This is a genomic window from Micromonospora globispora (genome assembly GCF_003857015.1).
In the GTDB taxonomy this organism is placed as follows: domain Bacteria; phylum Actinomycetota; class Actinomycetes; order Mycobacteriales; family Micromonosporaceae; genus Micromonospora; species Micromonospora globispora.
The window spans coordinates 20,137-32,599 of the sequence record NZ_QGGF01000612.1; the positions used below are offsets into that span (position 1 = coordinate 20,137).

The 12,463-nt window shown below is 70.6% G+C and carries 11 protein-coding genes and 1 pseudogene; 5 read left to right on the plus strand and 7 right to left on the minus strand.

Features of this window, described 5'->3' with window-relative positions:
• Positions 1 to 48: 48 nt before the first annotated feature.
• The gene (locus tag DKL51_RS30505) at positions 49 to 630 is read left to right on the plus strand and encodes a hypothetical protein (RefSeq protein WP_124812935.1); all 582 of its coding nucleotides are present in this window, start codon (positions 49 to 51) and stop codon (positions 628 to 630) included.
• A gap of 52 nt (positions 631 to 682) precedes the next feature.
• Here DKL51_RS30505 and DKL51_RS30510 read toward each other — a convergent pair whose 3' ends face one another.
• On the minus strand, positions 683 to 2,005 hold the full coding sequence (locus tag DKL51_RS30510) for an AAA family ATPase (RefSeq protein ID WP_124812937.1): 1,323 nt from the start codon (positions 2,003 to 2,005) through the stop codon (positions 683 to 685).
• 406 nt (positions 2,006 to 2,411) lie between these two features.
• Between DKL51_RS30510 and DKL51_RS30515 the strand changes: the two genes are divergently transcribed.
• Positions 2,412 to 3,497 (plus strand): C40 family peptidase, encoded by a 1,086-nt coding sequence (locus tag DKL51_RS30515; RefSeq protein ID WP_124812939.1) that lies wholly within the window; start codon positions 2,412 to 2,414, stop codon positions 3,495 to 3,497.
• Between the two features lie 46 nt (positions 3,498 to 3,543).
• Here DKL51_RS30515 and DKL51_RS30520 read toward each other — a convergent pair whose 3' ends face one another.
• Positions 3,544 to 4,695 (minus strand): AAA domain-containing protein, encoded by a 1,152-nt coding sequence (locus DKL51_RS30520; protein WP_260428722.1) that lies wholly within the window; start codon positions 4,693 to 4,695, stop codon positions 3,544 to 3,546.
• 253 nt (positions 4,696 to 4,948) lie between these two features.
• Complete coding sequence (locus DKL51_RS30525; RefSeq protein WP_124812941.1) at positions 4,949 to 5,536, minus strand: TetR/AcrR family transcriptional regulator; 588 nt, start codon at positions 5,534 to 5,536, stop codon at positions 4,949 to 4,951.
• Positions 5,537 to 5,583: 47 nt separating this feature from the next.
• Here DKL51_RS30525 and DKL51_RS36785 point away from each other — a divergent pair.
• Positions 5,584 to 6,132, plus strand: a pseudogene (locus DKL51_RS36785) (GNAT family N-acetyltransferase); the annotation flags it as partial.
• 534 nt (positions 6,133 to 6,666) lie between these two features.
• Here the strand turns inward: DKL51_RS36785 and DKL51_RS30535 are convergent.
• The 4 genes from DKL51_RS30535 to DKL51_RS30550 all read right to left on the minus strand — a co-directional run bounded on the left by DKL51_RS30535 (position 6,667) and on the right by DKL51_RS30550 (position 10,619).
• On the minus strand, positions 6,667 to 7,581 hold the full coding sequence (locus DKL51_RS30535) for a DMT family transporter (RefSeq protein ID WP_124812945.1): 915 nt from the start codon (positions 7,579 to 7,581) through the stop codon (positions 6,667 to 6,669).
• 243 nt (positions 7,582 to 7,824) lie between these two features.
• Positions 7,825 to 8,049 (minus strand): SUKH-3 domain-containing protein, encoded by a 225-nt coding sequence (locus DKL51_RS37335; RefSeq protein ID WP_124812947.1) that lies wholly within the window; start codon positions 8,047 to 8,049, stop codon positions 7,825 to 7,827.
• Positions 8,050 to 8,145: 96 nt separating this feature from the next.
• On the minus strand, positions 8,146 to 9,654 hold the full coding sequence (locus tag DKL51_RS30545; RefSeq protein WP_124812949.1) for a hypothetical protein: 1,509 nt from the start codon (positions 9,652 to 9,654) through the stop codon (positions 8,146 to 8,148).
• A 44-nt stretch (positions 9,655 to 9,698) separates the two neighbouring features.
• Positions 9,699 to 10,619 (minus strand): alpha/beta hydrolase, encoded by a 921-nt coding sequence (locus tag DKL51_RS30550; RefSeq protein WP_124812951.1) that lies wholly within the window; start codon positions 10,617 to 10,619, stop codon positions 9,699 to 9,701.
• A gap of 186 nt (positions 10,620 to 10,805) precedes the next feature.
• On the opposite strand from DKL51_RS30550, the gene DKL51_RS30555 reads away from it, so the two are divergent.
• Both DKL51_RS30555 and DKL51_RS30560 read left to right on the plus strand, forming a co-directional pair.
• Positions 10,806 to 11,141 carry a winged helix-turn-helix transcriptional regulator gene (locus tag DKL51_RS30555; RefSeq protein WP_124812953.1) on the plus strand — a complete coding sequence of 112 codons (336 nt, stop codon included), beginning with the start codon at positions 10,806 to 10,808 and terminating at the stop codon, positions 11,139 to 11,141.
• A gap of 189 nt (positions 11,142 to 11,330) precedes the next feature.
• Positions 11,331 to 12,368: a glycerophosphodiester phosphodiesterase family protein gene (locus tag DKL51_RS30560; RefSeq protein WP_221623264.1), complete on the plus strand. Its 1,038-nt coding sequence runs from the start codon at positions 11,331 to 11,333 to the stop codon at positions 12,366 to 12,368.
• The last annotated feature ends 95 nt before the right edge of the window (positions 12,369 to 12,463 follow it).

Genomic DNA, 12,463 nt, shown 5'->3' on the forward strand with positions numbered 1-12,463 from the left:
GGGATGTTGCCCCTGGGACGCCGTAGATCACCTAAAGTCGAGCGCGTTATGACGGCATCGTGGCTGACGAGATCGGGGGCCGCCGGGCAGCCCGCGGAACGCCGACCGCTGACCCGGCTGACCGTGGTCAGCCTTGCGGGACACGTGGTGTTCGAGCTGGGGGCCGGCGTGGGTATGCCGCTCGCCTCGGTGATCGGGCCGTACGGCGCGGCCGGTTTCTGGACCCTCGTCACCGGCGGCGTCCTAGCTACGAGCGCTCGCGACGAGTCGGCTGACAAGCTCCTGGCAGCGGCGAACGGCTTCGGGATCGCTGCGATATCGGCCCATCTGCTCGGCTGGCCGACCCGTCGCACCAGAACAGGTCTGCCCTGGTTGAGGGATTGCGAAGGGCTGGGACCCGAGCTGATGCCCTTCTACAACCCGATCCTCTACTTCTCGGGCGCAACAGGACTGCTCGCCATCCTCCGGGAGAACCGCACCGCCCGCCGGTACCTGCCGATGGCCATGCTCGGGCTCGTGCCGGGACTCATCGCGTTCCAGCACTGGGAGCACCGGCGACTCCGCCGACAGGCGCAGACCCGCCCCGCGTGGTGGAACCGCCGACTACAGCGACTCGCCCCCGCACCATGACGGGGACCGGTACCTCCCTGCACAGCTGGGCGCGCTCGCATCCGCCGCGTAGTCAGCAGGCGCGGTGCGCGGCGAGGTGGGCAAGCATGGTCTGGTTGGCTTCCCAGCCGTCCGGGAACTTCACGGGCACGTCCAGGTGCACGCGCTCGGTCGACGGGTGCGCATCCAGGAGTTCCGGAATCCCGGCCCGCGCCACCACAATGCAGGCGTGCCGGTGCCGGGACGTCAGCACGCAGAGCCGCCCCGACTCCAGGTGGAACGCGGTGGCGTCGCGCCGCCCGGAGAGCGGGTGCAGCACGATCGTGACGTCGTACTCCCGGCCTTGGAGCCGGTTGGCGGTGTCGACGGTGATGCCTGCGCCGGCCTCGCCGAGCCGCGACCGGATCGCCGCCGCCTGGTCCCGGTGCGCGGCCCCGATCGCGATCCGGTCCGCCGTCACCGCAGTGCCACCGGGCGCCTGCTCGGAGACGGCGACCGAGCCGCGCCGCAGCACGCGCAGCGCCAGCTCCGCGCAGGCCGCCGCGGCCTCGGTATCGGTACGCAGCGTGTGCCGGGCCGGCAGCTCGTACAGCCCCCAGCCGGTGCGGGCCGCGAGCTCGACCGCCGCGTCGACCGCGTCCCCCGGTCCCGCCGCGGTGAACGTCAACCCCCGGTCGGCCGGCCCGGTGCCGGCCCGGAACCCGGTGAACGGGTAGAAGGCCGCCGCCACCACCGGCGCCGCCGTGGCCGGCAGCCGCCAGGACACCGGCAACCGGTGTACGGGCAGTTCCGGGTTGTGCCGCAGCAGGGTGGCCACCGCGGACTGCATCGGATCCCAGGTCAGCCCGGTCCAGCGCACGGTCTCGACGGTGGAGAACGGATCGAGCTGGCCGGGATCCCCCACGAACAGCGCCCGCTCGAACCGCCCGGCCAGACGCAGGAGGGCGTCCGAGCGCATCTGGTACGCCTCGTCGACGATCGCCCACGGCCAGGTGCCCTCGGCGACCGTGGCCCACTTGGCGGCCGTACCGATGACGACCGCCGGACCGCCGAGGTCGGCGACCTTGGCCGCGACCCGGACGCTGTCGTGGTCCCTGACCCGGGCCGAGGGCCGGTAGTCGGTGGCGGAGAGCCGGCCGATGCGCAGCTCGGGTGCCTTGCGGGCGAGGCGGTCGATGAGGTCGTCCACCTGCTCGTTGGTCTGCGCGATGATGATCAGCGGCTCGCCGGCGGCGGCCAGCTCGGTGGCGGCCCGGACCACGAGCGTCGACTTGCCGGCACCCGGAGGGGAGTCGACGACCACGCCCCGGTGCTCGCCGGAGCGCAGGTCGCTGAGCACCGCGGTGATCACGCGCTCCGCTTCGACCGCGGGTGGCACCGCCAGCTCCGCGAGCATCGACTCACCTCCCGATACGGCGTCCCCGGCACCCTACCGGGCCGGACCGACTGCCTCTGTTCGCCCGAGGGTCAGCGGGTGGGCCGTCGCCCGTCCTGACTGGCGATGGGTGGAGAGCCGCTTTGGAGCTGAGCCGTTTGTGCTGTCGCCGCACGCCGGCCGATTCCGACAGCACAGCCGAGTCAGCTCCACAGCATGTGCGGTAGCGATCCACGTGCTGAGCGAGTCGATCCGGCTGCAGCTCGCCGACACGACCGTGAAGGCCGTGGAGCCGCAGGTGGAGGCTCAAGATTAGAGAGCATTAAGAATCCGATTAGCGGCGCCTTACGTACGCATATTCCTCGGGCCGTCCTCACTACTGTTGGTCCGCGTCCGTTCCGGACGCCGGTGGAAGGAGCCGAGCCCGTTGCCACCCACGCCCACCCGGTCCACCAGATCACGTCTGCTCACCAGAATCCTCGCCGTCGCGGCGGCGGTCATGGTGGCCGTCGGACCAGCGGCCCACGCCGACGCCGCACCGTCGGCCGCCGACGTACAGAAGCAGATCGACGCGGCATGGGAAAAGCTCGAACCCGTCATCGAGCAGTACAACAAGGTGCGGACGGAACTGGCCGCGAACCAGCGGAGATCCGCCGAACTGAGCCGCAAAATCGAGCCACTCGGCAAGACGGTGGAGGCCAGCCGGGCGCAAGTCCAGGAAATCCTTGCGGGGTACTACAAGCAGGCAGGGTCGATATCCACGGTCAACGCCCTGCTGTCCCGTGGCTCGCCGACGGCGTTGGGGGATCAGCTCGCGCTCGTGAACCAGGTCGCGGATTCGGAGAAGCGACAGATCACCAGGCTGTCGGCGCAGCAGGCGAGCTACGACGCCGACAAGGAGAAGGTCGACGCGCTGATCGCGATACAGCAGCGCCAGCAGGCCCAGCTGGCGGCTCGCAAGAAGGCCATCGACGCCGAGATCAAGCGGCTGGATGCGCTGCGCAAGAAGATCGCCGCCGCCGAGGTGGCCAAGGAGGCCGCGGAGGCCGCCGCGGCCAGAGCCGCAGCCGCCGCGCAGTCAGCCGCCACCACGAGCAGCACCTCACCCATCACGGGGACCAGTCCGCTGTTCATCGGTGGGCAGTGTCCCGCCGTCCCCATCACCGGAAGCGGCGGCATCGCGGCAAAGACCGCATGCAAGCAGATCGGCAAGCCGTACGTGTGGGCAGCCAACGGTCCGGACTCGTTCGACTGCTCCGGCCTGACCCAGTACGCGTGGGCTGCCGCCGGGGTGCAGCTGGCCCACTACACAGGTGATCAATGGACCTCAGGTGTGGCAGTGAGCAGAGACAACCTTCGCACGGGCGACCTCGTCTTCTTCTACTCCGATCACCATCACATGGGTATCTACGTCGGCAATGGACTGCTCGTCCACGCCCCGCATACCGGGGACGTGGTCCGCATGGCCCAGCTGGCGGATATGCCCTACAGCGGTGCTCGCCGCCCCGGCTGACCGTCCCGTCCGGAGCCAGCGGGCACCGTTGACGCTTCTGCCGTAGTCAGGGGACGGTGTGCGCGGCGAGGTGGGCGAGCATGGTCTGGTTGGCTTCCCAGCCGTCCGGGAACTTCACCGGCACGTCCGGGTGCACCCGCTCGGTCGACGGGTGCGCGTCCAGCAGCTCCGGGATCCCCGCCCGCGCCACCACGACGCACGCGTGCCGGTGCCGGGAGGTGAGCACGCAGAGCCGCCCCGACTCCAGGTGGAACGCGGTCGCGTCCCGCCGCCCGGAGAGCGGGTGCAGCACGATCGTCACGTCGTACTCCCGGCCCTGGAGCCGGTTGGCGGTGTCCACGGTGATGCCCGCACCCGCCGCGCCGAGATGCCAGCGGATCGCCGCCACCTGGTCCCGGTGGGCAGCCCCGACGGCGATCCGGTCGGCGGTCACCGGCGCGCCCTGCGGCGCCTGCTCGGAGACCGCGACCGCGCCGCGCCGCAGCACCCGAAGCGCCAGCTCCGCGCAGGCCGCCGCGGCCTCGGCATCGGTACGCAGGGTGTGCCGGGCCGGCAGCTCGTACAGCGCCCAGCCCGACTCGGCCGCCACCTCGACGGCCGCGTCGTACCCGTCGCCCGGCCCGGCCTCGGTGAACGTCAACGCCCGGTCGGCGGGCCCGGTGCCGGCCCGGAACCCGGTGAACGGGTAGAAGGCCGCCGCCACCACCGGCGCCGCGCTGACGGGCAGCCGCCAGGACACCGGCAACCGGTGTACGGGCAGCTGCGGGTTGTGCCGCAGCAGGGTGGCCACCGCCGACTGCATCGGATCCCAGGTCAGGCCGGTCCAGCGCGCGGTCTCGACGGTGGAGAACGGGTCGAGCTGGCCGGGATCACCCACGAACAGCGCCCGCTCGAATCGGCCGGCCACGCGCAGCAGGGCATCCGAGCACATCTGGTACGCCTCGTCCACCTCGGTCACGACCCAGCCGTCCCGCTCGCCAGCGAAGGCGATCTCCCCCGCGCCGAGGACCTCCCCACCGCCGGCGCAGGCGACGTCCTCGCTGCGTCTCGGCACGAGCAGCAGCAGGCCGCCAGGGTCGATGACGTAGGTGAACGGCTCGTCACGGTCGCGCGGATCTGCGGCCGCCAGGTAGGTGTCGAGATCGACCGATGATCGAACGGGCCAGCCCTCGGGAGAGTCGGCGACCGACGCCAGCACATCCGCCGGGCCGACGTATCGGTATCGACGCCCCCGCCCCTACCACGGCACCGACCCTACGCCCGTGCGGCCGCCGCTGTGGACAACCGCATGGTCCGGACGTCCAGACCTGACCGCCTGCACCTCCGGGACTCCACGCCACACCGATGCTTTCTCACACTCATGTCGCAGGCGACGTCGCCTGCGACCCGCCCAAGATCCGCTCCCTGGGCTTACCGGCCATTTTCCGTGCTGGGGTGTTGAACGTCGCGGTTCAGCGGGTGAGCGCTGCGAGGAAGTCGTCGACGAGTCGGGTCTGCGTCGCGGCTGGCAGCCGCTCGGGGTCGAACAGCGCCTGAACCACCAGGCCGTGGGTGAACGCCAGCACGGTCGTCGCGAGCCGGCCTGAGTCACCGTCGGGAAGCTCGCCCACCCGTTGGGCGTCCTCGATGGAGGTGCGCAGGCCTGCCCGGATGCGCTCGTAGCGAAGGCTCTGGGCGGCAAACAGGTCGGGGTCGGACAGGGCGACGTCCCAGGAGCCGACCCAGATCCGGTTCATCGCCGCTGCATCGGGGGTCAGCGGGAGAATGTTGAGCATCTGCGTGCGCAGCGCCGCCAGTCCGGGTGCGGGAGCGGCCTGCCGGGGGCGCTGCGCGGTGCGCACCTCGAGGATGTCGAGGGCGTGGGCGATCAGTTCGCGCTTGCCCGCGAAGTAGTGGGTGAGCAGTCCGGTCGAGGAGCCCAGGGCAGCCGCCACGGCGCGCATGGTGAGGCCGCCGAAGCCGTGCTCGGCCAGGACCTGCCAAACCGCCTCTGAGACGTCCTGGCGGCGGGAGTCATGGTCGGTGCGTGCGGGGCTCATGGCCTGCTAGCGTACATGCCAAACGTTTGTTATGTACGGAGGTTGTGATGTTCGCGCTGCCCCTCGCCGACTCTGCCGTGCTGCGTCCGCTGGACCCGTGGCACGCCGAGGAGTTCCTCGCCCACCTGGACCGGGCGCGCGAGCACATCGCGCCGTGGGTCTCCCCCTCGTTCGTCGCCCGCGACGTCGGCGGGGCTCGCGCGGTACTGCAGCGTTACGCGGACAAGCGGGCTCAGGACGACGGCGGCATCTGGGGCATCTGGCTGGACGACCGCCTGGTCGGCGGCGTCATGTTCGTCTCCTTCGACACCGCGCTGGGCGTCTGCGAAGCGGGCTGCTGGCTGGAGCCCGGCGCACAGGGCCGCGGGCTGATCACGCGCGCCGCAGAGCGGCTCATCGACTGGGCCGTCGAAGAACGCGGCATTGCTCGCGTCGAGTGGCGCACCAAATCGCGCAACGAGCGCAGCATCGCGGTCGCGCAGCGGCTGGGAATGAGCCACGACGGAACGCTGCGTCAGGTCTACCCGGACGGCGGGGGCGGACGGATTGATCTCGAGATTTGGTCCGTGCTGGCCGACGAGTGGCGGGGCCGCCGCGCCGGCCGACCGGGCTTCTCGCGAGCCAGGAGCATCATGTCCGCTGATGTGAAGGCCGAACTCGACTGCCTGATGGCCACCTTCCTGGATGCCTTCGCCAACCCGGGCGGCGCCAGGCCGAACGTCGAGGCGATCTACGAGGTGTTCATCCCCGAAGGGATGATCATCAAGAACGTCGGCGCGACCCCGGTGATCTACGATCTGCGCCAGTTCGTCGAACCTCGCGAGAAGATCCTCACCGACGGGACGCTGACCGAGTTCCGGGAATGGGAGACCTCGGAGACCACCGAAATCTACGGCTCGATCGCCCACCGGTTCAGCGAGTACCGCAAGTCGGGCTACCTCAACGGCGAGTGGTTCGAGGGCCGTGGCATGAAGATGACCCAGTTCGTCAAAACCCCATCGGGCTGGAAATTGAGCTCGCTGGCCTGGGACGACGAGCCCGCCTGAAGATCGCTGCTCCTGGTCGAAGCCCCGACGTCCCGAGACTCGGGGCCCGGGCAGGTCCTGTTGGTCCTGGCCGGGCCCCTCTTGTCAGTGGTGTGTGCTGCGGGTGTTCAGCACGATGGCGGTGGTGATCAGCCCGGCGCCGATGAGCCCGGTCGAGCCGAGGCGATCGCCGAGGAACAGCGTGGCCAGGAGTGTGGCGACGAGCGGTTCCAGTAGCGCGATCAGCGCTGCCGTACTGGCCGGGGTGGTACGCAGGCCCCGGAAGTACAGGGCGTACGCCATCGCGGTAGGTGCGGTGCCCAGCAGGAGCAGCAACGTCACGGCCGTCGGGGTCGGGGCGAAGTCCATGCCGGATGTCACTGTGGCCGCAGGGGCGAGCACGGCCGCGCCGATCGCGAAGCTCACGCCGGTCCCGGTGAGATCGTCGAGACCGGCGACGGGCCGGGTGCCTATGAATGTCATGGTGGCGAAGCCGGTTGCCGACAGCAACGCGAGTCCGGCTCCGGTGAGCGCATCCATGGTGGTGATGCCGCCGGCCGGCGTGCCGACGAGCAGGGTCAGACCGCTGACGGCCAGCGCCACTGTGGCGAGCATCGACGCGCTCACCCGCCGCCGTCCGGCGATCCATTCAGCGGACAGGACCAGGGCGGGTGAGGCGCCGATGGTGAGTAGGGTGGCCAGGCTGACGTCGGTCAGTGACACTGCGGCGAAGAAGCAGGACTGGAAAACCGCGGCGAGCAGTCCGTTCACGACCATCCGGGCCCAGGCGTGCCGGCCACGTGGCAGCGGTTGCCGGGTCAAACAGAGCGAGGCGATGACGAGTGTGCCGCCCGCGGCGAGCCGGTAGGCGGCCACTGCCGACGGTGACAGCCCCGTTTCGTGGGCGAGGAGGCTGCCGGTGGGGCCACCGGTGCCCCACAGCACGCCGGCGAGGACAAGCGACCACAGGCCGGTGGCGGAGCGTCGGGCGGCGGCCACCGGGTGTTCGGAGACAAGCATGAAGAAATCGCTCCTGCGACGAGAGGAATTGGGGTCGCGGAAGCGGGGCGTACCGGACTCAGCGATGGGTGAACCGCGCGTCCAGCCGGCACAGGCTGGACACGATGAGCAGAGTCGCCCCGCTCAGGAGCGCGGCGGGGTGATGATGTCGAAGGTCCGGCCCATGATCCGATCCTATTCACGGCTGCTGGACGACACGAACCTCTTTTCGCGGGCGCCCAGCTGGTCCTTTCACGCGGGCCTTCAGCTGCGGGTCCAGCTCGAACGGGACACGCGTCTGCGAGATCCCGATCCCCGGTGGGCGAACGTCAGCCTGCCGAACTCGGCGAGGAACCGTTCGGCCGCCTGGTGCATGTCGAACCCACCCGCCTCCAGCGGCGTCCGCCATGCGGTGGTGTCCGCCCGCCGGCCCGGCCGCCACCCGGCCTCGAGCAGGACCCGCCGTGTCTCTGCCGAAAAGTCGTTCATCACTTTCCCGTCAGGAATTCAGGTTGAAGTGCTGGACGAGAGCCTTGGCCGTGCCGCGCGTCCATAGCCGCGGGGATGCTCGTCGCACGCGCCGATTCAGGCGTACGCCAGGGCGAGCCTGCGATGTTCGGGGTCGTCGGTGCGCTCGGCCAGGGCCCGCAACTCGGCGGAGGCAGTGGCGGGGTGGCGCGCGCACCAGGCGTGCATGAGGGCGGCGGCGGTTTCCGGCGGGCTCCCGGTGGCGGTGGAGACCACCACCTCCGCGGTCTCCTCCAGCATCTGGTCGAGGGTCGGCACGGTCACGCCCAGTTCCCGCAGGTGCCCGGCGAGCAGACCGACGCCCAAGGGGGTCAGGGCGGCAGCAGCGGCATCCTTGTCGATCGCTCCGAGCCTGGCCAGCTGGTCGAGCAGGCGGTCGGTGTCGTTGTCAGCGAGCCGGCGCCAGCTCCGCTCCTGCTCCTCGCTTCCGGGGTCGAACCCCAGTCCGTCGCATGCCGCCTGGTAGGCGAGCTGCCGCAACTCGTCGATCGCCACAGGTTCCGGCGCGATGTACAGGGCCATGGTCACGGCGAACACCGCCTCGTCGAACCGCCACCGCAGCACCGACTCGGCCCACCCGCCGCCGCAGACCGCCTCGCCGAGCTCGAACAGCGCGGCGAAGGCCCGCCGGGACAGCGCGAGCGGGTCCGCCAGCACCTTCGCCGCGCTCTTGACCGGCAGCAGCCGCCCCTTGACCACCCGTACGACGCGGGCCGCCCGGGCCCAAGCGACCAGCACGGTGAGCACGTACAGCTCGTCGCTGCTGCGCGTCTTGAAGACCCGGTCGCCGATCACCGGGTCGAGGACGTCGCCGGTCTCCAGCAGCGCAACGAGTTCCCGCGCGTCGGCCAGCCGCAGCCGGCCGGTGGTGGTGAGGGTCCGCCCGTCACCGAGCCACCGCACCAGCTCCTGCAGGCGGCGTACGACAACGGAATCGGCGGCCAGCCCGCGGAGGGTGTCGTCGTCGGGCACGGCCACCAGCGGCAGCGGCGGGTGCCGGTCGGAATCCTCGCCGAGCAGGTGGTTGGCCATCACCTGGCGCAGCAGGTCCTCGTCGACGGCGACGCGACCGGCGTGCAGGTCGCTGATGAACCGCGTGGCGGCCGCCTGATCGGTGGGGTCGACGCCCTCGTCCAGCATCCGGGTGGTCCAGAACTTCGCGAGCCCGTAACGGCTCTGGTCCGTCATCGCGTCGGCGAACGGTGCGGCGAACTTGTCCAGGGCGGCGTGCAGCAGTTGCCGGTCGGCGCACCGCCGGTCGGCGAGGTCCTGGTCGAAGAGGAAGTCGATGAACGCGCCGACGGTCGGCGCGACGCCGGCCCACTGGTCCGGCGGCAACGTCACCTGGCGGGGAAACCAGTCGAGCAGCGCCTCTTCCAGGTCCTCGGGCTGCCACCGTCCGAGGAGTCCGTCACCGTCGGCCCAGCGATGCTCGAGCAGCGTCTCGACGACGAACGCGTCGACCGGCCGACGGTGCCGCCGCGCCCAACGGTCGAACCGCCGCACCAGCCGGTCACGGGCGGGGAAGAACAGCTCTTCCGGCGCCGAGGTGTAGACCATCCGCATGACGGCCGACACTACCCGCAGAGCCGGCCGCCGCCGCCTGACAGTCAGAGGTGCCGGTGCAGGAACGCGGCTGCCGCGCTCGCCGCGTCGGTGACATGCGGTTCCACGTCGTAGAGGTCGATGTGCTGGGCGGCGTCGAGCCAGACGATCTCCTTCTCGCCGGCGGCCCGGCGGTGCAGCTCGGCGGCGAGTTCGGGCGCGCAGTAGGCGTCGAGCTTGCCGTGCACGATCAGCAGCGGGGTCGCGGCGAGCAGCGGGGCCGCGCCGAGCGCGTCGAACGTCATCAGCGTGTGCAGCGAACCGCGGGTCACCTGGTTGAACCAGTGCGGTGAGGCGGACCGGCTGGTGCCGTAGTAGGCGTACGGCTCGTCGCCGCCCATCGCCGCCTCCGCGCCGCCGGGCGCGACGGCGGGGAGAACCTCGTCGTACGAGTCGAGGAACCCGCCGAGCGATGAGCGGTAGTCGTCGATCCCCATCCGCTCGACGAACCAGGCCGGGCTGTTGTAGCCGCCGGCGATGCCGACGACCGCCTTCACCCGGGGGTTCTCCGCCGCCGCCCGTACCGCGTAGCCGCCGCCGAGGCAGACGCCGACCAGCCCGATCCGGCTGGCGTCCACCTCGGGCCGGGACCGCAGCAGCTCGACCGCCGCCCGCAGGTCGGCGAGCTTGCCCTGGCTGTCCTCGTGCCCGCGGCGGCCCCCGCTCTCGCCGAATCCACGATGGTCGAAGGCGAGCGTGACGAAGCCGGCCCGGGCGAGCCGTTCGGCGTACGTCCCGGCGACCTGGTCCTTGACGCCGGTGAACGGCCCGGTGAGGGCGACCGCCGACGCCGGCCCGGCGACGGGCGGCAGCCGCAGCTCGCCGACCAGGTCGATGCCGTCGCTGGTGAAGGTGACGCGTTCGGTGTCGGGGGCCGCCGGCTGGTCGGGTCCGGCCCCCGGGTCGGCGGTACGGGCAAGGCTCATCTTCTGGTCCTCAGCTTCGGCGAATTAGGGTTGGTCGTGACGGTAGGCGGCGGGGCCAGCACGGACCAGAAGGCACTTTGGAGTGCCCATGCCGAGGCAGGGGCTGGGCCAGAGTGCGGGCCCAGGCGGTACGACGCCAACGCCGAGACCGGCACCAGCAGCGGCGCCGACGACCGGGAGGATTCGATGGTTCTCGTCATCCCCGACGTACTCGAGGAGAGCTGCTCGACCCGGCAGGCGCTGGAGCGGTTCGCGGCGAAGTGGCGGGTCCTGCTGATCTACGCGCTGCTGGCCGGGCCGCAGCGGCACGCCCAGCTGCGCCGCCGCCTGCCGGGTATCAGCCAGAAGGTGCTGACCGAGACGTTGCGCGGGATGGAGACCGACGGGCTCGTGCGGCGCCGAGTAGTCAAGGCGAGCGCGCCACAGCACGTTGAGTACGAGCTCACCGACCTCGGTCACACGCTGGAGAAGCCCCTCGCGGCGATCTGCGACTGGGCGATCATCCAGCAGCCTCCGCAGTGAATGCTCCCTGCGTATAGCCGCGTTGTGTGTCCTAGTTGGAGTGTTGACACGCCCCGTGCCCTTGCCAGCTCAACCGCCCTCGATGACGATGAGGAAGGCTCGCTGCGGCGAGGACGTTAATCCACATTTCGTCTATCGGGCACTGGTCCCGGATCCGGGGTTCGCCCGACGTCACGAGGGTGCGAAGACATGACCTCCGGACTATTCAGGCGCTTCGCCGCCGCCACGATGACCTCATTGACCGTGCTGGCCCTCGGTATCGCCCCGGGCAGCCCTGCCCAAGCCGCTACCTCCCAACCCGGTGACTCACGCAACCCCTGGCTCGACAACCGGTTCCTGCACATCGCGCATCAGGGCGGCGAGAGCGAGGCACCGTCGAACACCATGTACGCGTACCGGCGTGCGGTCGCCGCCGGCGCCGACATGCTGGAGATGGACGTGCACTCGACCGCCGACGACGTACTGGTGGCGATCCACGATGCGACAGCCGACCGCACCACCAACGGGACGGGATTCATCCGGGACATGACATACCGCGAGGTACGCAGGCTGGACGCGGCGTACAACTTCGTGCCGGGCCAGAACGCCGTGCCCGGGCTGCCGCCGGAGTCGTACCCGTTGCGGGGCATCCGGACCCACGACCGGAAGCCACCACGGGGCTACCAGGCCAACGACTTCTCGATCCCGTCGCTGCACCAGGTGCTCACCACGTTCCGGGACGTGCCGATCAGCATCGAGATCAAGGGCACCAACGACGCCGACACCGAGTCCTTCCTGCACAACGCGCGATTGCTCGCCACGCTGCTGAAGCAGACCCACCGGACCCAGAACATGATCGTGACCTCATTCAACGATCTCGCGGTAGCGGAGTTCCACCGGCTGGCGCCGGAGGTTGCGCTGGCACCCGGCATGGCGGGGCTGACCAACTATTTCCTCGCCGGCGTGCCGCCGATCGACGGCACGGTCGCCCTTCAGGTGCCGGTGCAGTTCCAGGGCATTCCGGTCGCCACCCCGGCCTTCATCGCCCGCGCCCACGCCGACGGGTACGCGGTCCACGTCTGGTTCAGCGGCACCGCCCCCGAGGACGAGTCCACCTACAACGCGCTCATCGACGCATGCGCGGACGGGCTGATGTCATCGTGGCCGACCCTGTTGGAGCGGATCCTCAACGAGCGTGGCATCGCCCGCCCCGGCTCCCCCGGCATCGACCCCTGCGTCACCCGTTAACCACCCCACCAGGCAGGAAGCTCGCTACTCGAACGTGACGGCGGGTGAGGGTGCGGCCGGCACCGATCGTACGGGGCCGGCCGCACCCCCCTTGT